The sequence below is a fragment of the Streptomyces sp. NPDC059861 genome (genome assembly GCF_042731435.1).
Lineage (GTDB): Bacteria > Actinomycetota > Actinomycetes > Streptomycetales > Streptomycetaceae > Streptomyces.
The window spans coordinates 1-19,040 of sequence record NZ_JBHWJQ010000068.1; the positions used below are offsets into that span (position 1 = coordinate 1).

Annotated in this window: 21 protein-coding genes; 19 read left to right on the forward strand and 2 right to left on the reverse strand. The window is 70.8% G+C overall.

All coding sequences use genetic code 11. The annotated features are described in order from the left end of the window. The first annotated feature begins 41 nt into the window (after positions 1 to 41). The 3 genes from ACFV6X_RS34715 to ACFV6X_RS34725 all read left to right on the forward strand — a co-directional run bounded on the left by ACFV6X_RS34715 (position 42) and on the right by ACFV6X_RS34725 (position 3,046). Positions 42 to 1,196, forward strand: coding sequence for an acyltransferase family protein (locus tag ACFV6X_RS34715; protein WP_385390346.1), 1,155 nt, complete (start codon positions 42 to 44; stop codon positions 1,194 to 1,196). Positions 1,197 to 1,386: 190 nt separating this feature from the next. After that, positions 1,387 to 2,193, forward strand: coding sequence for an SAM-dependent methyltransferase (locus tag ACFV6X_RS34720; protein WP_385390348.1), 807 nt, complete (start codon positions 1,387 to 1,389; stop codon positions 2,191 to 2,193). Between the two features lie 181 nt (positions 2,194 to 2,374). Continuing rightward, positions 2,375 to 3,046: a ScbR family autoregulator-binding transcription factor gene (locus ACFV6X_RS34725; RefSeq protein ID WP_385390350.1), complete on the forward strand. Its 672-nt coding sequence runs from the start codon at positions 2,375 to 2,377 to the stop codon at positions 3,044 to 3,046. 95 nt (positions 3,047 to 3,141) lie between these two features. On the opposite strand, the gene ACFV6X_RS34730 is transcribed toward ACFV6X_RS34725, so the two are convergent. Further along, positions 3,142 to 3,864 carry a ScbR family autoregulator-binding transcription factor gene (locus ACFV6X_RS34730; RefSeq protein WP_385390351.1) on the reverse strand — a complete coding sequence of 241 codons (723 nt, stop codon included), beginning with the start codon at positions 3,862 to 3,864 and terminating at the stop codon, positions 3,142 to 3,144. A 222-nt stretch (positions 3,865 to 4,086) separates the two neighbouring features. Between ACFV6X_RS34730 and ACFV6X_RS34735 the strand changes: the two genes are divergently transcribed. Further along, positions 4,087 to 5,067: a ScbA/BarX family gamma-butyrolactone biosynthesis protein gene (locus ACFV6X_RS34735; RefSeq protein WP_385390352.1), complete on the forward strand. Its 981-nt coding sequence runs from the start codon at positions 4,087 to 4,089 to the stop codon at positions 5,065 to 5,067. 582 nt (positions 5,068 to 5,649) lie between these two features. Here ACFV6X_RS34735 and ACFV6X_RS34740 read toward each other — a convergent pair. After that, positions 5,650 to 6,420: a response regulator transcription factor gene (locus tag ACFV6X_RS34740; RefSeq protein WP_385390353.1), complete on the reverse strand. Its 771-nt coding sequence runs from the start codon at positions 6,418 to 6,420 to the stop codon at positions 5,650 to 5,652. Between the two features lie 374 nt (positions 6,421 to 6,794). Here ACFV6X_RS34740 and ACFV6X_RS34745 point away from each other — a divergent pair, with 374 nt between their 5' ends. From ACFV6X_RS34745 to ACFV6X_RS34815, 15 genes are all read left to right on the forward strand, one after another. Further along, positions 6,795 to 7,424 (forward strand): hypothetical protein, encoded by a 630-nt coding sequence (locus ACFV6X_RS34745; RefSeq protein WP_385390355.1) that lies wholly within the window; start codon positions 6,795 to 6,797, stop codon positions 7,422 to 7,424. After that, complete coding sequence (locus tag ACFV6X_RS34750) at positions 7,421 to 7,612, forward strand: hypothetical protein (protein WP_365459107.1); 192 nt, start codon at positions 7,421 to 7,423, stop codon at positions 7,610 to 7,612. The genes ACFV6X_RS34745 and ACFV6X_RS34750 overlap by 4 nt, the downstream gene beginning before the upstream one ends. A gap of 350 nt (positions 7,613 to 7,962) precedes the next feature. Next, a complete protein-coding gene (locus ACFV6X_RS34755) occupies positions 7,963 to 8,334 on the forward strand; it encodes a dehydrogenase (protein ID WP_365459083.1) in 372 nt (123 codons plus the stop codon). Continuing rightward, positions 8,331 to 8,906, forward strand: a complete 576-nt coding sequence (locus ACFV6X_RS34760) for a nuclear transport factor 2 family protein (RefSeq protein ID WP_385390357.1) — start codon at positions 8,331 to 8,333, stop codon at positions 8,904 to 8,906. Before ACFV6X_RS34755 ends, ACFV6X_RS34760 begins: the two co-directional genes overlap by 4 nt. Before the next feature lie 3 nt (positions 8,907 to 8,909). Beyond that, positions 8,910 to 9,401 carry an ester cyclase gene (locus ACFV6X_RS34765; protein ID WP_385390358.1) on the forward strand — a complete coding sequence of 164 codons (492 nt, stop codon included), beginning with the start codon at positions 8,910 to 8,912 and terminating at the stop codon, positions 9,399 to 9,401. A gap of 99 nt (positions 9,402 to 9,500) precedes the next feature. Beyond that, on the forward strand, positions 9,501 to 9,905 hold the full coding sequence (locus ACFV6X_RS34770) for a nitroreductase family deazaflavin-dependent oxidoreductase (RefSeq protein WP_385390360.1): 405 nt from the start codon (positions 9,501 to 9,503) through the stop codon (positions 9,903 to 9,905). Then, positions 9,902 to 10,492: an NADPH-dependent FMN reductase gene (locus tag ACFV6X_RS34775; RefSeq protein WP_385390362.1), complete on the forward strand. Its 591-nt coding sequence runs from the start codon at positions 9,902 to 9,904 to the stop codon at positions 10,490 to 10,492. Before ACFV6X_RS34770 ends, ACFV6X_RS34775 begins: the two co-directional genes overlap by 4 nt. A 67-nt stretch (positions 10,493 to 10,559) precedes the next feature. Next, on the forward strand, positions 10,560 to 11,864 hold the full coding sequence (locus ACFV6X_RS34780) for a cation:proton antiporter (protein ID WP_385390364.1): 1,305 nt from the start codon (positions 10,560 to 10,562) through the stop codon (positions 11,862 to 11,864). Between the two features lie 145 nt (positions 11,865 to 12,009). Continuing rightward, the gene (locus ACFV6X_RS34785) at positions 12,010 to 12,669 is read left to right on the forward strand and encodes a hemerythrin domain-containing protein (protein WP_385390366.1); all 660 of its coding nucleotides are present in this window, start codon (positions 12,010 to 12,012) and stop codon (positions 12,667 to 12,669) included. A 93-nt stretch (positions 12,670 to 12,762) separates the two neighbouring features. Next, positions 12,763 to 14,235: an MFS transporter gene (locus tag ACFV6X_RS34790; protein WP_385390368.1), complete on the forward strand. Its 1,473-nt coding sequence runs from the start codon at positions 12,763 to 12,765 to the stop codon at positions 14,233 to 14,235. Between the two features lie 84 nt (positions 14,236 to 14,319). Continuing rightward, positions 14,320 to 15,384: a methyltransferase gene (locus tag ACFV6X_RS34795; protein WP_385390369.1), complete on the forward strand. Its 1,065-nt coding sequence runs from the start codon at positions 14,320 to 14,322 to the stop codon at positions 15,382 to 15,384. Between the two features lie 71 nt (positions 15,385 to 15,455). Then, positions 15,456 to 16,487: a MarR family winged helix-turn-helix transcriptional regulator gene (locus tag ACFV6X_RS34800; protein ID WP_385390370.1), complete on the forward strand. Its 1,032-nt coding sequence runs from the start codon at positions 15,456 to 15,458 to the stop codon at positions 16,485 to 16,487. A 125-nt stretch (positions 16,488 to 16,612) separates the two neighbouring features. Beyond that, positions 16,613 to 18,325: an NAD(P)/FAD-dependent oxidoreductase gene (locus ACFV6X_RS34805; RefSeq protein ID WP_385390371.1), complete on the forward strand. Its 1,713-nt coding sequence runs from the start codon at positions 16,613 to 16,615 to the stop codon at positions 18,323 to 18,325. A 42-nt stretch (positions 18,326 to 18,367) separates the two neighbouring features. Then, positions 18,368 to 18,943, forward strand: a complete 576-nt coding sequence (locus ACFV6X_RS34810) for a flavin reductase family protein (RefSeq protein ID WP_385390372.1) — start codon at positions 18,368 to 18,370, stop codon at positions 18,941 to 18,943. Between the two features lies 1 nt (position 18,944). After that, a partial coding sequence (locus ACFV6X_RS34815) for a biotin carboxylase N-terminal domain-containing protein (RefSeq protein ID WP_279617129.1) occupies positions 18,945 to 19,040 on the forward strand: 96 nt, incomplete at its 3' end.

The following is a 19,040-nucleotide window of genomic DNA, read 5'->3' on the forward strand; positions in this document are numbered from 1 at the left end:
ATCCATCGGTCACCACCCCCCCCCCCCCCCCCCCGGCGCGGGTGCCCGCCCGTACCGGGCGGGCACGCTCTCTCGCCGGGCTGCCGTCGCTGACGGGACTCCGGTTCTACGCGGCGATGGCCGTGTTCCTGTACCACGTCACGAGCCCCCAGCTCAGCCCGTTCGGCGGGCGGAGCGGGCACGACGCGGCCCGGCTGTTCGGGATCGCGGGCGGGCTCGGGGTGTCGTTCTTCTTCATCCTCAGCGGGTTCATCCTGACCTGGTCCGCCCGCCCCACGGACACCTCCGGCCGGTTCATGCGCCGCCGCCTGGTCAAGCTGTACCCCAACCATCTCGTCACCTTCGTGGTCTCGCTGCTGGTCTTCGCCGGCGCGACCACCACCGCCTGGCAGCACTGGCTGCCCAACCTGCTGCTGTTGCAGACCTGGTCCTGGGACCCGGCGGTGTCCTTCAGTGTCAACGCCCCGAGCTGGTCGCTGGGTTGTGAGCTGCTCTTCTACCTGTGCTTCCCGCTGCTGCACCGCGCGGTGAAGGCGATCTCCCCGGCCCGGCTGTGGTGGTGGACCGCCGGCTTCGTGGCCGCCGTGATCGCCGTACCGGCCTTCGCCTACGCCGTGCTGCCCGGCGAGGTCCGCGTCCCGGGCTGGCAGGTCAGCGAGGTGCAGAACTGGTTCGTGTACCAGCTGCCGCCGGTGCGGATGATGGAGTTCGTGGTCGGCATGCTGCTCGCCCGGCTCGTGCTGACCGACCGCTGGGTGGGCGTACGGCTGTGGCAGGCGGTGCTCCTGTGCGTCGCCGCGTACGCCGTGGCGCTCGAGGTGCCCTATCTGTACGCGCTTTCCGCGGTCTGGGTGATCCCGCTCGGCCTGCTCATCCCGGCCGCCGCTGTCGCCGACGTCCGCGGGCGGCGCTCGCCGTTCCGGGGGCGGGTGATGACCTGGCTCGGCGAGGTGTCGTTCGCGTTCTACCTGCTCCAGGCCACCGTGCTGATCGGCGGCACCAAGTACCTCGCCGGGCACGCCCCTTACAGCTTCGCCGAGGCGGTCGGGTTGTGCCTGCTCGCCTGGGCCGTCACCACCGTCCTCGCGTATCTGCTGTACGCGCTGGTCGAGCGCCCCGCGATGAAGCACCTCAGCCGGCCGCGCCGGAGGGAGGCGGCGGTGGGCCCGGTGGAGCGGACGCCCAGCCTCCGTTGACATCGGACGCGTGCACATGTCACGCTTCCTCGCGGAGCCCCTTTGCCCTGAAACGGCATGACAAAGGCGACATCCCCCGGTAGTCACCGGTCCTGGATGTCGCCTTTTCTGTTTGCCCTTCGCCGGCCGGCCGGCCCTGCCCGGGCTCCTTCCCGCACGAGACCCGACCCCTCACCAAGGATGTGTGGACATGCCCGAGAACATGACCCCCGACCAGATTCCGCACGCCGCGCGCATCATGGACTACTTCCTCGGCGGCTCCGAGAACCTTCCGGTGGACCGCGCCGCGGCGGACGGCATCGTGAAGCTGCTGCCCGGCGGCCCGCTGGGGGCGCGCGCCAACCGGCGCTTCCTCAACCGGGCGGTGCGCACCGCCACCCGGCGTGGCGTCGGCCAGTTCCTGGACATCGGCAGCGGCATCCCGGCCGCCGCCGCCACGCACGAGGTCGCACCCGAGGCCAAGGTCGTCTACGTCGACAACGACCCGGTCGTCGGCGACATCTCCCGCCGGCTCCTGGGTGCGGCCCCGGACGGCCGGACCGCCTACGTCGACGCGGACTTCCGCGACCCGCAGGCCGTGCTGTCGGCCCCCGCGGTCAAGGAACTGCTCGACCTCTCCCAGCCGGTGGCCGTGCTGTTCGGCGCGCTGCTGCACTTCGTCCTCGACTCCGAGGACCCCTACGGCACCGTCGAGCGCTACAAGGAGGCGCTGGCCCCCGGCAGCCTCGTCATCCTCACCCACTCCAGCCCCGACTACGTCTCCGCGCCGGTGCGGGCCGCGGTCGACGAGTTGTACACGAACCTCCGGGTGGACCTCGCCTCCCGCTCCCGCGCGGAGATCACCCGGTTCGTGGCCACCGAGGGCTGGACCGTGCTCGAACCCGGTGTGGTGTCCGTCAACGAGTGGGAGACCGACGAGGAGCGGGCCTCCGACGCGGACTACCAGACCAACCGTGAGGACACGGCCGGCTTCGCCGCCGTCGCCGTGAAGAACTGACGCCCCCGGACGTGGCCGGCCCGGTTCCCGTGGGCCGGCCCCGTCGTGCGACGGGGCCGGGAAGTGTGAGGGTTTGGAATCTTTTTGTTTATCTGACACTGGGCTTGCGTTCCCCTGCCGTGCCGAGGCGTATGAAGGACCCATACAGGAGGTGTAACGGGTTGCTTCGAGGAGCGGTCGGATGGCAGGCAAACAGAAACGCTCCGAGCGGACCGTCGAACGACTGGTGGTCGCCGCGGCCGAGCAGTTCGCGCGGCACGGCTACGTACGGGCCACTCTCGCCGACATCAGCCACCACGCCGGGGTGACCAAGGGAGCGCTGTTCTTCCACTTCTCCACCAAGGACGAGGTCGCCATGGCCGTGCAGGAACGCGGCCGGGAGGTCATGGAGCGCGCGGTGCTCCAACTGGAGGCGACCGGCGGGACGTATCTCCAGCTCGTCGTCGACCTGACGTACGAGCTGGGGCGGTTGCTGCGCGAGAACGTGTTCGTGCGCGCGTCGGTGCGGATCGCGCGGGAACGGGAGCCGGGGGACATCGGCGGCATCGTTGTCGGCCGTGAGCCGCCCGGCGACGACGGCACCCCGGACTTCTACGGGCAGTGGCTGGGGCGGCTGGGCGGTCTGCTCGACGAGGCCCGCCGGGCCGGTGAACTCGGGCGCTCCGTGGCGGAGTCGTCGGCGCGGACGCCGGTGGCGGCGGCGGTCTCCGGGCTGGAGACGCTCACCTGGCTGGGTGTGCCGGCGGACGAGTGCGAGACGTGGCTCGCCGATCTGTGGGAACTGACCCTGCCCGCACTGGCGTCGGAGGACGGGCTGCGGGCGGTACGGACCACGGCCCCGTCCGTGCTGTGAGGCGCGGGGCCGCTGTCGCGGGCCGGAGCTGACATCACGTCGGCCCCGCTGCGCGGGCCACGTTCGCGCGCACCTCGCCGGCCCGCGCCTACCGGTCAGTCGGTGTGCTTCGCCACCAGCTCCTGTTCCCGCCCCCGCCCCTGCTCGTGCTCCGCCGGCCGGTCGTCGTCCAGCGACGGAAGCCCCAGCTCGGCACGGCACTTGGGGGAGCCGGCGGCCTGGAAGCCGGCGAGCCGCTCGGCCGGGACGATGCCCGGTAGCAGGTAGCCGAACATGTCCGTGACCCGCTCGTGCAGATCGTCGCGACCGGTGCGGACGTACGAGGTGAGCTGGAGGCCGGTGAACGAGCCGCACACGAACGTCGCCAGGTCGGTGACGTTGATCTCCGGGAAGAGGTCACCGCGGCCCTGGGCGGGCGCCAGGCAGTCCCGCACGATGCTGATCCACGAGTTGTACGGCGTGGGGTCGGGGTCGACGAACGAACCGAACTCCACCACCAGTCGTATCCCCGCGCGCAGCCGGACGTCGGTGCGCAGTCCGTGCGCCAGCCGGTGCCCCATGTCGATCACCGTCTGCACGCCCGGCATCAGCTCCCCGGCGATCAGGTCGGTGGACTGGAACTGCTCGTCGACCAGCGCGCGGGCGAGGGCCTCCTTGGAGGCGAAGTGAAAGTAGAGGGCGCCCTTCGTGACGCCCGCCTGCTGTGCGACGTCGCTCAGGCTCGTACCGCCGAAGCCGGTCGCGTCGAAGGCTGTCGCGGCTCCGTCGAGGATCGCCTGCCGGGTGATCTCGGCCCGTTCCTGCCTGGCCCTGGCCACTTGCCTACCTCCTGTCCGTCGACGGTCCGGTGGCGGTCGCCCACCCCCGCCGGCGCCGCCGCGAGTCCCTTGGTAAAAGACTGCCATGTCTCAGAGAAAAAAAACCAGTCAGCTAGTACGCTTACGGCAGCGGTGTTGCCATGCACGACGGCGGCCCATGTAAGCCCTGTCCTGTTCCGCTCGCGGAAGGCCGCGTTCCTTTCGCGCCTCAGGAGGCACACGATGAGCGCACTTGTGCAAGCCGACCGACTGGAATTTTTAACTCTCGAAAACGGGGAGGTCGACCTCTTTGAACGCACGGTGCCGCGCTGGCTCGTGCACCGCGCCGCGGTCTCGGAGGTCCTGATCACGGGAGTCCGTCCCCATAGACGGGACGTGTACCGCGTGGGTGCCCAATGGGCGCGCGGGCACAGCTACTACGGCCCGGTGGCGGGTCGCTGGCACGACCCCATGGTGCTGGGAGAATCGATACGCCAGGCCGGGCTGCTCCTGGCCCACCAGGCCCTCGGCATCCCGCAGGGGCAGCGGTTCCTGACCAAGCACACCTCCTTCGAGATCACCGAGGAGGGGGCACGCCTGGCCGGGGCGCCGGCCAACGTGGTGCTCGAAGTGACGCTCAAGGACATCCGCTGCCGGCGGGAGCACGTCGTGTCGTTCGCCTGCGACGTGCTCGCGCACCGGGACGGCACGCTCATCGGGCACGGGTACGCCGCGAGCGACTGCGTGGCGCCGGCGGTGTACCGCAGGCTGCGCGGCGAGCGGGCCGAGGCCCGTCCGGCGTGCACGCTCATCCAGGCGGTCGAGCCCGAACTCGTGGGCCGTAGCAGGGAGTTCGACGTCGTGCTGGGCGTGCCGGGCGGGGAGGCCGGCAACGACCAGGGTGCGGTGCACCTGCTGCGCGTCGACCACACCCACCCGGTGCTGTTCGACCACCCGGTGGACCACGTGCCGGGCATGCTCGTCATGGAGGCCGCCCGGCAGGCGGCACTGGCCCGCCTCGGGCTGCCGCAGGGCCTGCTGGTCGGCTGCGACGCCTCGTTCCACCGGTACGTCGAGCTGGACACGCCCTGCGTGGTCTCGGCGTCCGTACCGACGGTGGACGAACTGGGCCGCCGCAGCCTGACGGTGGAGTTCCACCAGGCCGGCACCGTGGCCGGCGTCTGCACGGTCACCATCCTGGACACGACGGCCCAGCACGCCTGAACACCTTGGGGTTGCCCCCTTCCCGCGGGGTGCGGGGAGGGGGCACGGCCACCTGCGGCGCGGCGCGCGCAGACCGCCGACGAGGCAGCGGACGCGCGGGGGCGCGGACGGGGCTTTCCGGTCCGGGGGCGGTGCGGTGGTCGTGGGGACCCTGGCGTACCCGGCGCGGGGGCGACCGGGGCATCCGGAGCGCCCGACCGCATGCGCACGCAGGACGACCGCATCCCGCCGCGAGGACGTCCCCGGGGCGGCGACTTGGCGTTCGCGGGACGTCGCGGAGCAGCCGTAGCGCCACCGCGGGCCGTCCGGGCGAGCGTCCGCGGGCGCGGCCGAAGTGCCACGGGTGTCCACGAGCCTCACATCCGCCCCGCACACACCGACGCCTGGCCGGTCCGCGCGGGGCGGATGTCCTCGCGGCTGCGCCGCTACGAATCGGTCGGCCTCCGAGGACGCGGGTCGGCTGCGCGGCCGCTGGGCCGGGTGTGGAGCCCCAGGGGCGCGCCCCTCGGCGATGAAGGGTGTCGGGTGGCCGCAGGGGCCCTGGGTGGGCGTGCGCCGGCTGTGGGAGTGCCGACGGGAGGCTCAGCCTCCTGTCCTTTCCGGTGTTCGGCGGGCCGGGGCCAACGGCTTGGGAGGGATCACCAGGCGGTAGCCGATGCCGCGTACCGTCTCGATCCAGTCGCGGCTGCCCAGCTTGCTGCGCAGGGAGCCGACGTGGACGTCGAGGGTGCGGGTGGAGCCGAACCAGTTCTCGTCCCAGACCTGGGCCATGATGTCCTGCCGCCGGTGCACCGTGCCGGGCTCCTCCATGAGCATCGCCAGCAGGTCGAACTCCCGCCGGGTGACCGGGATCTCCTCGCCGTCGAGGGCGACCGTCCGGGTGCGCAGGTCCAGTCCCAGCGGGCCGGCGCTCAGCGTGTCCCGGGCGGACGTCAGGCCCTGTACGGGCTCCTCCACGGCCCGCGGCTCCTCACGGTGACTCTCGTGCCAGGGGCAGTTGCCGGTGCGCCGGAACAGCGCCTGGATGCGCGCGCTCAACTCGTAGGAGCCCACGGGCTTGTACGCGAACGCGTCCGCGCCCATGTGGAACGCCATCACCCGGTCCAGTTCCTCGGCCCGGTCGCTCATCGCGAGGATCGGCACGCAGGAGCGCTCCCGGATCCGCCGGCACACCTCGTGCCCGGCCAGGTCCGGCAGGCTCAGTTCGAGCAGGACGAGCGACACGTCGTCCAGCAGGTCCAGCGCGTCGGCCCCGGTCGCGGCGCGCAGCGCCACGAACCCGTGGACGGTCAGGGCCTGCGCGAGCGATTCGGCCACGCCGTCATCGTCATCGACGATCAGAACGGTCCTCATCGGTGTCTCCCAGCGCCGTGGCCCGCCCGCGTCGGAGCGGTCCGCTGCGGGTCTGAGGGGTGGTCTAAAAAAACTGGTCGAACGGTATCTTCTGCTATGTTTATCAAACGGATCGGCCAGTCTTCAAGCCTTGCCGGAGGCTGCCGGACCCGGCCCGACGGCGGAACCAGCCCCTCCGGGGACGCCACCGGGCGCACCACCGGCCTCCGGTCCCGCCGGGCGACGAATTCAGGCCGTCTCACACTGCCCTGACGGTCCGTTCACACAACTGCAGATGCTTGTCCAAACCCTGAACGGGCCTGCGTTGAAGCGCGTCGGGGCGACCGCGAGCATGGAGGAAGTCTCAGGAGAACCCAGAGATTCGGGGGATTCGGATGCACGAGGTTCGGCAACTCGCCGACGACCACAGGAGCAGGGACTGCGTGCCCCTGTGCGGTCGGATCTGCGCCAAGTGCGTGGGCCGGCTGCACCGGGAGTTACGCGCTCTGCTCGAACTCTACGAAGAGAGCGATCAGGCCCTCACCCGGGCCACGCCCCATCTGCGCGAGCGGGTCAGTGGCAGCCGCAGCACCGTGGGCATCGTGCTGGACGACAACGCGGTGGCCCTGCGGGCCCAGGTCGCCGACGTACTCGCACAGTGGGCGCGGCTGGTGGTGGACGAGCGGCGGGACCGCGCACCGCGGCCCCGGGAGCCCCGGATGGACAGCCTGGTGCGGTTTCTGCGGCAGCAGTTGCCGTGGCTGGCCGGCCACCCCGCGGCCATCGACTTCGACGAGGAGGTCGCCGAACTGCTCACCGCCTTCGGCAAGCTGTTCGGTCCCGGCCAGGTGCGCAGGTTCCCGCTCGGGTCCTGCCTGGAGCCCGGGTGCGACGGAGCGCTGCACGGGGTGATGTCCGCGGGCGGCGGCCGGGTACCCAGCCATGTCACCTGCGACGCCGGGCACGCCCTGCCGCCGCACCAGTGGATGCGCGTGGCCGACCGGCTGAAGGGTGAGGCCGCGTGACGGAGGAGGAGAACCGGAGACGACGGAGGGTCTCGACGGAACTGGCCGCCCTCGCGATGGGGGTGTCCGAGGCCACCATCCGCAAGTGGGCGAGCCGCCGGAAGATCACCCGGTACGGCGGCCCGCAGCGGGCGGAGTACGACCTGGACGAACTGTTCAGGCTGGCCCGTCGCGACGATTCCCGGTAATTCCCGATCTTCGGCAACGGCGCCGGGGAATAACGCCTTCACAATTATCCACCCGACATCATGACGGGCCGTCAGAGCCATCATGGAGAAAAACGCGGATCCGTGCGGGGATCCCGTTGAGCAGCCCCCGCGGCCGACCCCCAGGCCGCGGGGGCTGCTTCTTTTCCGTTCACCGATCATTCATCAGCAGTTGCCGAAAGACCGGAGTTGACGAAGCTCGGGCCAAGGTGTCACACTTTTTCCGGCGCCTTCATGCCCTGACTCGAAATCCGTATTCACGTCGGTGTTCCCGACCTGGATGCGGATTTTTTGTTTCCCCGACGTTTCTCCGACTAGAGGAAGTGTGGTCGATGCCTGTTTCTACCTGGACGCCCGTCGGTCGCTGGACGGGTACGGTCACGCACGACGGCGAGGTGGACGACTACACGGTCACCTTCGAGCCGGACGGTTCGCTCTCGGTCACGACGAAGAAGAGCACCGGCACCGGCTCGTGGACCGTGACCAGCGACACCGAACTGGAGTTCTCCCTGCGCGAGGACTTCAACCTCGACGTCACCCAGATCAGCCCCAACGGCCACCACGCCGCCTACATACAGATCGACATCAGCGCCCGCCGCGACGGTGACACGCTCACCGGGGAGGGCAAGGCCGTCGTGCACGGTCCGGACGACGCCGTGATCTACGGGACGGACGCCACCACCGAAGCGCGCCGGGTGTCATGACCCGCCCGCAGGCGGCGGATCCGGCCGCCCTGGCCACCGAGGTCGCCCGGCTCGCCGACCTCGCCGAGCTGCAGAAGCTCGCCGGCCGCTATCTGGCCAGCCTCGACGAGGGCGACTTCGACGAGGCCTGGGCCAAGTCACTGTTCACCGAGGACATCGAGATGACCTTCCCGGTGGGCAGCCACCACGGCATCTTCGGTGTCGGCGATTTCACCACCGTGATCATGGCGCGCTGGGGCCGTACCCATCACCACGGCTCCGACAGCTCGGTCGACCTCGACGGCGACCGGGCCGAGCTCAGCTGGAGCCTGATCGCGTCCCATGTGCACCACGGCTCGCCCCTGCCGCCGGACCCCTCCGAGTACTTCCAGCTCGGCGGGCGGTTCACCGGCACGGCCCGGCGGCTGCCGGACGGCTGGCGCTTCGACCGGCTGCGGCTGCGCATCTCGTGGACCACGGGCGCCGTGCCCAGGGGCGTGACCCAGGTCGACGTCAAGACCCTCGACACACGCGGGAACACCACCGCGGCCGCGTCAGCGGCATCAGCGACAGCAGCGACGAAGGAGAACTGACGCATGCCCACCACGCTCACCGCCGAGCAGCAGCGCGAGGTCATCGAGAAGGTCTTCCACGAGGGCCTGGACCTCGGTGACCTCTCGGCCGCCGACCGCTATCTGACCGCGGACTTCCGCAACAACGGCAGCCACGACGACTCCATGCGCGGTCCGGAGGCGTTCAAGCACACCATCAAGATCCAGCAGTCCGCGTTCAGCGAGATCCGCTACGAGATCCTCGACTTCATCTCGATGGGCGACAAGGCCGCGATCCGCTGGGTGATGCACGGCAAGCACACCGGCCCGTTCATCGGCATCCCGGCGACCGGGCTGCGAGTGCAGCACCAGGCGATCATCTGGTTCCGCTTCGAGGGCGACCGGATCGCCGAGCGCTGGGGCATCGTCGACAACTTCACCCTGGAGCGCTTCCTGAAGTCCGGCGGCAAGGCGGTCGGCCCCCTGACGCCGGCCGGTGCGAACGGCGGTCCCGGCGCGGGCAAGCCGGCCGCCTGACCCACGCCCCGGTTCCGGACGGGCGCCCGCCGTCGGTGGACGGCGCGGCGCCCGTCCGGCGTTCAGAGGCGACCGACAGCTCAGAGGGAGGGAAGATCCGTGCCGATCGACAGGAAAGTGGCCCGCTTCAACCGGAAGTTCGCCAACCATCTGGTGGGCCCGCTGTTCAGCCGGCTGCCGGGGTTCGGGAAGGTGCACCACCGCGGCCGCAAGTCGGGGCGCGAGTTCGCCACGCCGGTGAAGCTGTTCCGGCGCGGCGAGGACATCATCATCACACTGCCGTACGGGCCGGGCTCCGACTGGGTCAAGAACGTGCTGGCGGCGGGCGGTTGCGAGATCACCACCCGCGGCCGGCGGGTCCAGGTCACCCACCCGGTCGTCTTCACCGACGACGGCACCACCAAGATGCCGGCCCTGACCCGCCGCATCCTCTCCCGGGTCGACGCCAAGGAGTTCCTGGCGCTGACGCCGGTGACCGCGCCGAGATCGGCGGTACGGCGATGAGCACGTCCGGCCTGGTGACGCGCCCGCTGCGGGTCACGCTGCTCGTGGGCTCGGCCCGGGAGGGACGGCTCGCGCCGGACGTCGCGGGCTGGCTCGCGCGGGTGGCCTCGCGCCGCGACGACCTGGTGCTGGACGTCGTCGACGTGGCCGAGCACCTGCTGCCCGCGAGCCTCGACGCCGACGATCCGACGGCGGCGGCCCTGCGCCCCCGGCTGACCGGTGCCGAGGCCTACGTCGTGGTCGTACCGGAGTACAACCGCAGCGTGCCCGGCCCGCTGAAGACCCTGATCGACAGCTTCCAGTCCGAGTGGCAGGCCAAGCCGGTCGGCTTCGTCGGCTACGGGCTCGGCTCGGCCGGCGGGGTGCGCGCGATCGAGCATCTGCGGCAGATCTTCGCCGAGTTCCACTGCGTGGGGATGAAGGACATCGTCACCTTCCCCAGGATTCTGGAACACTACGACGCCGAAGGCCGCTTCCCCGCCGACCCCGAGGGCGCGGAATCCGCGGTCAAGCTCATGCTCGACCAGCTGCTGTGGTGGGCCCGCGCGCTGCGCGAGGCGAAGGCGGCACGCCCGTACGCCTCCTGACGAACCGTCGGTGACGCCGGACACCCGCGCGCTTTCCCTTCCCCGAACCCTCCTCAGGAGACGTGTGATGGCCGCTGTTCCCGATCCCCTCCCCGATCTGCTGATAGCCGTGCCCGCGGTGATCCTGGCCTGCCGGGCCGGTGCCCAGCTCGTGCGGCGGCTCGGGCAACCGCCCGTGGTGGGCGAGATCGTCGTGGGGATCCTGTTCGGTCCCTCGCTGCTGGGCTGGCTGTGGCCCGGCGCGCAGGCCTGGCTCTTCCCGGAGTCAGCCCTGTCCTACATCGGTGTGCTGGGCAACATCGGGCTGCTCGCCTTCATGTTCCTCGTCGGGCTGGAACTGGATCTGAAGGCGCTGCGCGGACACAGCCGTACGGCGGTGGCCGTCTCGCAGGCCAGCATCGCCGTTCCGTTGCTGCTGGGCACCCTGCTGGCCTTCGGCATGTACGACACGTTCGCCCCCGCCGGCGCCGACAAGCCGGCGTTCGTGCTGTTCATCGCGGTGTCGATGAGCATCACGGCCTTCCCCGTGCTCGCCCGGATCCTCACCGACCGGGGCCTGTACCGGACCCGGGTGGGGGCGCTGGCCATGGCGTGCGCGGCGGTGGACGACGTGACCGCCTGGTGCCTGCTGGCGGCCGTGGTCGCGGTGACGAGGAGCGGCTCGCCGATGGAGGCGCTCACCGCCGCCGCCTTCACCCTGGCGTTCACGCTGGCCATGTTCTACGTCGTGCGCCCGCTGCTGCGCCGGTGGGCGGGGCGGGCCGAGCGCAAGTACGCCGACGGCGTGGTGCTGGTCGTGATGTTCAGCGGGCTGTGCCTGAGCGCGTACGCCACCGACGAGATCGGTGTGCACGCGCTGTTCGGCGCGTTCCTGTTCGGCGTGATCACCCCGCGGGGCCGGCGGAAGATCGAGGCCTCCGCGGCCCGGCTGCGGGCGTTCGCCGTGCCGGTGCTGCTGCCGCTGTTCTTCGTGTCCACCGGCCTGAGGACCGATGTGTCGCTGCTGGGTGGCGACTCGGCGCAGTGGCTGTGGGCGGGCGCGGTGCTCGTCGTCGCCGTCGTCGGCAAGTGGGGCGGCGGCTCGGTCGCGGCCCGGCTCGCGGGCCAGCGCTGGCGCGACGCGATGTCCATCGGCGCGCTGATGAACTGCCGCGGTCTGACCGAACTGGTGGTGCTGAACATCGGCCTAGGCCTCGGCGTCATCGGCCCCGACCTGTTCACGATCCTCGTGCTGATGGCGCTGGTCACCACGGCCGCGACCTCGCCGGCGCTGAGCGGGATCCGCCGCGGCATGGGGGATCTGGATCCGGCCGAGGACCCGTCAAGAACCGGACAAGAAGAGCCGGTCCTGGAGTCCGCCGGAACCCGCTGAAACCGCCTCCTGACCTGCTCTTTCCACGCTTGCTTGGCTAGTGGATGGTTGGGAGGGTTGTTAGTTGGACATGTTGATAGATAAGTGAGTTGACGATACTCTCGCACTACGGCAACGCAGCAGCGAGGCACTGAGGGAGACAGTGATGAGCCAGCAGTTCAAGAACCTCGACATGACGATGATGTTCGCCATCCACGACGCCCTCCGGCGCGAGCTGGAGCGGATCGCGCGGATCACGGCCCGGGTCGACGAGGACCCCCGCCATGTGCTGAGCACCGCGGTCGGCTGGGAGCTGTTCAAGAAGTTCCTGACCATCCACCACACGTCCGAGGACGTCACCGTGTGGCCCGTGATGCAGCAGGCGCTGGCCGGCAAGCCCGACGAGCTGGCCCTGCTGGACGCCATGGAGGCCGAGCACGCGGTCATCGACCCGCTGCTCGCCGACATCGACGCGGCCCTCGCCGACCGCGACTCCGGTCTCGAGCGCCTCGGCGGCCTGACCGACACCCTCTGCACGCGGCTCGGCGGCCACCTCGACCACGAGGAGCGGGACGCGCTCCAGCTGATGGACATCACCATGAGCGCGGAGCAGTGGGCCACCTTCAGCGCCGAGCAGCGCACCCGCGTCGGCGACGACTCGCGGTACTACCTGCCCTGGCTGCTCGACGACATGACCGCCGCCAAGCTCGCCGGAATCCTCGGCAAGATGCCCGAGCCGCTGCGCAACGCCTACGAGACCGAATGGCGCGCGGCCTACGAGGCGCTGGACATCTGGGGCACCCGGGCCGGCTCCGCCGCCCGCTGACACCGGCCCCCCACGTCCGGGGGTGCCTCCGCTTCCCCGCACCCCCGGGCTCCCGTCGTACCACCCCCGACCCAGAGACATCGGAGAGAGCTCATGTCGCTGCAAGACCGCACCCAGGCCGTCCCCAGGGCCGCGGCACCGCCGCAGAAGGACGGCAAGCTCGGCCTCGCGCTGCTGGTCATCGCCGCAGCACAGCTGATGCTCGTCCTGGACAACACGATCGTGGCGGTCGCCCTGCCGAGCATGCAGAGCGCCCTCGGCCTCAGTGAGGCCGGCCTCGGCTGGGTCGTCACCGCCTACGCCCTCGCCTTCGGCGGACTGCTGCTGGCCGGCGGCCGCGCCGGTGACCTGTTCGGCCGCCGGCTGGTCTTCCGGATCGGCCTGATCATCTTCACCGCGGCCTCCCTGCTCGGCGGCCTGGCCACCACCGGCGGACTGCTGATCACCGCCCGGCTGCTGCAGGGTCTGGGCGCCGCGATCGCCGCACCCACCGCGCTGTCCCTGCTGGCCACCACCTTCCCGGCGGGCCCGGCCCGCAACAAGGCGCTCGGTGTGTACGGCGCGATGGGCGGCCTCGGCTCGGTCGTCGGCCTGCTGCTCGGCGGCGCGCTGACCGAGTACCTGAACTGGCGTTGGGTGATGTTCGTCAACATCCCGATCGCCCTCGCCGTCCTGGTCGGCACCGGTGTCCTCGTCGAGGGCGGCCGCGAGCGCGGCAAGGTCGACGTGCCGGGTGCCTTCGCCGCCACCTTCGGCTTCGGCGCCCTGGTCTACGGCATCACCCGCGCCGGTGAGGAAGGCCTCGACGACACCACCACGCTGATCTCCCTCGGTGTCGCGCTGGTCCTGCTGATCGCCTTCGTCGCGATCCAGCGCACCGCGCGGGCGCCGATGATCCCCGGCGGTGTGCTGGCCGACAAGGGCCGCGTCGGCGCCAACGTGGTGATGTTCCTGGTCGGCGCGGGCATGCTCGCCACCTTCTACTTCCTGACCCTCTACATGCAGCTGGTCAAGGGCTACGACCCGATGATCACCGGCGTCGCCTACCTGCCGTACGCGGTGGGCATGCTGCTCGCCGCCGGCGCCATCGGCCCGCAGCTGCTGTCCCGGCTGTCCGAGCGCACCGTGATCTCCGTCGGTCTGACCGTCGGCATCCTCGGCATGGTCTGGTTCAGCCTGCTGGCCCCGGACCAGAACCCCTGGGTCGCGCTGCTGCCCGCGCAGCTGGTCTCCGGTCTCGGCCTCGGCATGGTCTTCGTCGCCGTCACCATCATCAGCGTCCGCGGGGTCGCGCCGCAGGAGACCGGTGCCGCGTCCGGCCTCGTCAACACCGCGCAGCAGATCGGTGGCGCGATCGGCCTCGCCGCGCTGGCCGCGGCGGCGACCGTGATCACGCAGAACGAGTCCGAGCCCACCACGTCCGACGCCCTGACCACCGGCTACTCGTACGGCTTCCTGCTCGGTGGCGCCCTCTACCTGCTGGCCCTGCTGACGGCGCTGCTCACCGCGCCGAAGTCGGCACCCCAGCCGCAGCAGGACGGGGCCCAGCCCCCCGTCGCGCTGTGACCCACCCCGGCGGCCCCGCCTCTTCCCCCGCGGCGGGGCCGCCGGACCCCTCCCCCCACACCCAGCCCGGAAAGAGGCGCCGAGATGCCCCAGCCCTCGCGGAACACCCAGGCCGAGCAGCCCACGTCGAACAGTGGTCCGAAGAACCGTTCCCTCGCCGTGTGGGAGCTCGCCGACCTCGTCACCCCCATGGCCGTGCGCGTGGCCGCCACCTACCGCGTCGCCGACCACATCGCGGCCGGCCGGACCACCGCCGACGACATCGCCCGGGCCGAGTACCTGCACGCCGGGGCGCTGGAGCGGGTCCTGCGCCACCTCGTCACCGTCGGGATCCTCACCCTGAGCGGCGGGAGGTACGGACTGACCGGCCTCGGGGAGCAGCTGCGCTCCGGCCACCCCGGCGGCCAGCACCGGCTCGTCGACCTCGACGGCGCCCTCGGCCGCGGCGACCTCAGCCTCGTCGAACTGGCGCACGTGGTGCGCACCGGCGAACCCGCCTACCCCGTCCGCTACGGCGTGCCGTACTGGGAGGACCTGGCCGCCGACCGGGCGCTGGCCGAGTCCTTCGACTCGATCATGGCCGACAACCTGGCCCGGGACGTGCCCTCGATCGCCACCGCCTACGACTGGTCCGCGCTGGGCCACGTCTACGACCTCGGCGGCGGCAGCGGCGTCCTGCTCGGCGGGCTGCTCGCGGCCCACCCGGCGCTGCGCGGCACGGTCGTCGACCTCAAGGCCACCGCCGCCCGCGCGGCGGACCACTTCCGGGCGCTCGGTTTGGAGGGCCGGTCCGACGTCGTCGACGGCAGCTTCTTCGACGAGCTGCCCGCCGGCGGCGGGGGCTACATCCTCTCCTCCGTCCTGCACAACTGGTCCGACGAGGACGCCCTGCGCATCCTGGGCCGCTGCGCCGACGCGGTCACCGACGGCGGGCGGATCCTGGTCATCGAGGAGACCGGCGAGAACCCCGAGACGGCCATGGACCTGAGGATGCTCGCCTACTTCGCCGGCGTGGAGCGCGGCGTCGACGAGCTCGTCCGCCTCGCCGCCCGGGCGGGCCTGAAGCCGACCGGCGTCTTCGAGGCCGGCAGCCAGGCGGCCGGTGTCCGGACGGTGCTGGAACTCGTCCGGGACGACGTCACCCGCTGAATTTCCAGACCGCGGTGCACCCGAGGGGACGGCGGGTGCACCGCACTTATACTCGGGCAGGAGGTGCTGTTTTGCGGCGTGCACGCGACGAGGTCCAGGAACCGGCGAGCCCGGTGAGTCCGACGGCTCCCCTCACGAGGACCGAGGAGACCGCCGAGGTCCCGGGGGCCCTCCCGGAGTCGCTCGCGGGCTATGTCAGCTACCTCCTGCGCCGGGTCCACGCGCAGTTCTCCGCCACCCCCGACGGCACCGACGCCGACTCCCGGGACTTCCTCGTCCTCGACGCCCTCACCGGCCAGGACTGGGCCTCCCAGCTCGACCTCGCCGAGCGGCTCGGCATCAACCGCACGATCATGGTCCAGGTCATCGACCGCCTGGAGGCCCGCGGCGAGGTCCAGCGCACCCGCAACCCCGACAACCGGCGCCAGTACGTGCTCTCCCTGACCGACCGCGGCCGCACCGCCCTGGGCTCCATGCGCCGGGCCGTCGCCGAGCGGGACGCGCACCTGACCGCCGCCCTCACCCGTGAGGAGACCGCCCGGCTCGACGAACTGCTCGCCAGGCTGCTGCCCGAGTCGGCGCAGCCGCTGGTGCAGGGCACCGAGTACCTGGTGGCGCAGGCCCACTTCCGGCTGCGCCGGCACGGCGACGACAAGCTCACCGGCACCGGCCTGCGCGTCCGCCACTACGGCCCCCTGTCCGCGCTCGTCGCCTCCGGGCCCTGCTCCCAGCAGCAGCTCGCGGAGTTCCTCGCCATCACCGGGCCGGCCGCCTCGCAGCTCGTCGACGAACTCGTCAAGCAGGGGCTCGTCCGCCGCGGCCGCGACGCCCACGACCGGCGCCGCTACGCCCTGGAGGTCACCGACCACGGCCGGGAGAAGCTCGCCGTCATCACCGCGGCCGTGCACGAACTCGCGCACGACGTGGCCGCCATGCTCGGCCCCGGCGGCGAGGACGAACTGCGGGCACTGCTGCTGAAACTGCTGGAGGCGGCGGAGAATCCCGACGAGCGATCCGGCGGGCATTCCGACGGGCAATCCGGCGGGAATTCCGGAAGCGATCTTTCCGTAAACACCAAGTCGACCGTATCGGCCAGGGGTTGACCCTCTGGCCAAAACCTGTCACGCTTAATTCAGCGGTTACCTCACGCCTTTTTCCACGGCTCTTCATTCTTCGAATGAAGGGCCTTTTTTCATGCGGTATTCCGCCCCGAAGAAGGAGACAGTTGATGGTCACGAAGATGACCGAAGGCGCGACGGAATCGGCCCCCATACCGGAGGAGATGACGTTCGACGTCGTCGTTCTGGGGTCGGGCCTGGCCGGCTCCGTGACCGGCGCGATCCTGGCCAAGCACGGTGCGCGGGTCCTGCTGGTCGACGCGACCGCCCACCCGCGCTTCGCCGTCGGCGAGTCCATGACCCCGCAGCTCGTGGAGTGGATCCACATCCTCTCCGAGCGGCACGACATCCCCGAGCTGAAGAGCCTGTCCAGCGTCCAGGCGTCCACCCGTGACATCGGCCCGACCTTCGGCACCAAGGCGCACTTCGGCTTCATCAAGCACGAGGTGGGCCAGGAGCCCGACCCGCGGGCGGCCACCCAGCTGGCGCTGCCCAAGATCTTCCACCAGAACAGCCACATGCACCGCCAGGACAGCGACTCGTTCATGTTCCACGTGGCGATCAAGTACGGCTGCACACCCCGGCAGAACTGGCGCGCGAGCGAGGTCGACTTCGACGACGACGGCGTGACCGTGACCGGTCGGAGCGCCGCGCCGAACGCCCAGCCCGAGCGGTACCGGGCCAAGTACCTGGTGGACGCCTCCGGCTTCCGCTCGCCGCTCGCCGACAAGTTCGACCTGCGGGAGAAGCCGGCCCGGTTCAAGCACCACAGCCGCTCGATGTTCACGCACTACGTCGGCATCAAGCGGTTCGACGACGTCAGCGGCCACCCCAAGGACCTGCGCCCGCCGGCCGACTGGCACACCGGCACCCTGCACCACATGATCGAGCGCGGCTGGTTCTGGATCATCCCGTTCGACAACCACGAGAAGTCCCGCAACCCGCTGTGCAGCGTCGGCCTGACCGTGGACGAGCGCACCTACCCCAAACCCAAGGACCTCACCCCGGAGCAGGAGTTCCAGCTCTGGCTCGACAAGTACCCTGCGGTCAAGCGTCAGTTCGACGGCGCGACCCGGGTGCGCGAGTGGGTGTCCACGGACCGGCTCCAGTACTCCTCGAAGCAGACCATCGGCGACCGCTGGTGCCTGATGTCGCACGCGGCCGGCTTCATCGACGCGCTGTACTCCCGGGGGCTGTCCAACACCTTCGAGGTGGTCGACGCGCTGACCTCCCGACTGCTGGTCGCGCTGAAGGACGGCGACTTCTCCGCCGAGCGCTTCGAGTACGTCGAGCGGCTGGAGCAGGGCCTGCTCCAGTACAACGACGAACTGGTCAACAGCTCCTTCATCGCCTTCTCGCACTTCCGCCTCTGGAACGCGGTGTTCCGGGTGTGGGGCTCCTTCATCACCCCCGGCACGATGCGGCTCACCCGGGCCCGGCTGAACCACGCCCGCGACGGCCGCAAGGAGCACTTCGAGGAGCTGGAGCAGGTCCCGTACCCGGGTCTGTGGTGGCCGCAGTCCGACTCCTTCAAGCGGATCCTCGACACCACCGCCGAGGCCTGTGAGAAGTACGAGGCGGGCGCGATCACCGGCGACGAGGCCGCCGACATCATCTTCGCCACCCTGCGTGACTCGCCCATCGTCAACCCGGTCTTCGGCTGGAAGGACGAGAAGCAGCGCTTCATCTACCCCTCGGTGCCGACGATGGCCCGCTTCCTGTTCTGGGCGTCGGTGCAGGCTCCCTCGGAGATGAACGACGTCGGCCGGGAGTTCCTGCTCGGCATCGTCAAGGCCGGCTCCAAGGTGCGCAAGCTCCTCTGACCCGCGCGGCACACCCACGACACCCCCACGGAAGGGATGAGCATGTCCGCAGCAGCGCGGTCGCTGACCCGCACCCCTGAGCGACAGCCCATCGAGCCGCTGAGTCTGCGCCGCGTGTGCGGCTTGTTCACGACCGGCGTCACGGTGGTCTCCACCGGGCCGAGCGGCCGGGCCGAGGGCACCACCGTGAACTCCTTCACCTCCGTCTCGCTGGACCCCCCGCTCGTGCTGTTCTGCCTGCACAAGCAGTCCCGGCTGCACGACCTGCTCCAGGAGAGCGGCGGCTTCACCGTCAACTTCCTGTCCGGGCAGCAGCAGCCGCTGGCCCGCTACTTCGCCGAGAAGCGACCCGACGCGTTCTCGGGAGTCCCGCACCACTTCACCGGGGACGGGCTGCCCGCGCTCAGTGAGGCGCTGGCCTACATCGCCTGCACCACCGTCGACGTGCACGCGGCCGGCGACCACGACATCGTCGTCGGCGAAGTCGTGGAGCTGGGCGTCCCCCAGCACGGCCAGGAACCGTTGATCTTCTTCGACGGATCGCTGGGTCCGCTGGAGACCGGAGCCGGCCGGTTCAGCCGGGCCGGCGAGCCGCCGGCGGCGGCCCGGGTGTCCTGACATGCGCAAGGTGCTCATCGCCAACCGTGGCGAAATCGCTGTCCGCGTGGCCCGGGCCTGCCGGGACGCCGGGATCGCGAGCGTGGCCGTCTACGCC

Excerpts from the sequence above, each read along its gene's own strand:
- ACFV6X_RS34790 (WP_385390368.1), top strand. The coding sequence starts at position 12,763 with ATGTCGCTGCAAGACCGCACCCAGGCCGTCCCCAGGGCCGCGGCACCG.
- ACFV6X_RS34760 (WP_385390357.1), top strand. The coding sequence starts at position 8,331 with ATGACCCGCCCGCAGGCGGCGGATCCGGCCGCCCTGGCCACCGAGGTC.
- ACFV6X_RS34725 (WP_385390350.1), top strand. The coding sequence starts at position 2,375 with ATGGCAGGCAAACAGAAACGCTCCGAGCGGACCGTCGAACGACTGGTG.
- ACFV6X_RS34775 (WP_385390362.1), top strand. The coding sequence starts at position 9,902 with ATGAGCACGTCCGGCCTGGTGACGCGCCCGCTGCGGGTCACGCTGCTC.
- ACFV6X_RS34805 (WP_385390371.1), top strand. The coding sequence starts at position 16,613 with ATGGTCACGAAGATGACCGAAGGCGCGACGGAATCGGCCCCCATACCG.
- ACFV6X_RS34755 (WP_365459083.1), top strand. The coding sequence starts at position 7,963 with ATGCCTGTTTCTACCTGGACGCCCGTCGGTCGCTGGACGGGTACGGTC.
- ACFV6X_RS34785 (WP_385390366.1), top strand. The coding sequence starts at position 12,010 with ATGAGCCAGCAGTTCAAGAACCTCGACATGACGATGATGTTCGCCATC.
- ACFV6X_RS34740 (WP_385390353.1), bottom strand. The coding sequence starts at position 6,420 with ATGAGGACCGTTCTGATCGTCGATGACGATGACGGCGTGGCCGAATCG.
- ACFV6X_RS34765 (WP_385390358.1), top strand. The coding sequence starts at position 8,910 with ATGCCCACCACGCTCACCGCCGAGCAGCAGCGCGAGGTCATCGAGAAG.
- ACFV6X_RS34720 (WP_385390348.1), top strand. The coding sequence starts at position 1,387 with ATGCCCGAGAACATGACCCCCGACCAGATTCCGCACGCCGCGCGCATC.
- ACFV6X_RS34795 (WP_385390369.1), top strand. The coding sequence starts at position 14,320 with ATGCCCCAGCCCTCGCGGAACACCCAGGCCGAGCAGCCCACGTCGAAC.
- ACFV6X_RS34810 (WP_385390372.1), top strand. The coding sequence starts at position 18,368 with ATGTCCGCAGCAGCGCGGTCGCTGACCCGCACCCCTGAGCGACAGCCC.
- ACFV6X_RS34735 (WP_385390352.1), top strand. The coding sequence starts at position 4,087 with ATGAGCGCACTTGTGCAAGCCGACCGACTGGAATTTTTAACTCTCGAA.
- ACFV6X_RS34745 (WP_385390355.1), top strand. The coding sequence starts at position 6,795 with ATGCACGAGGTTCGGCAACTCGCCGACGACCACAGGAGCAGGGACTGC.
- ACFV6X_RS34780 (WP_385390364.1), top strand. The coding sequence starts at position 10,560 with ATGGCCGCTGTTCCCGATCCCCTCCCCGATCTGCTGATAGCCGTGCCC.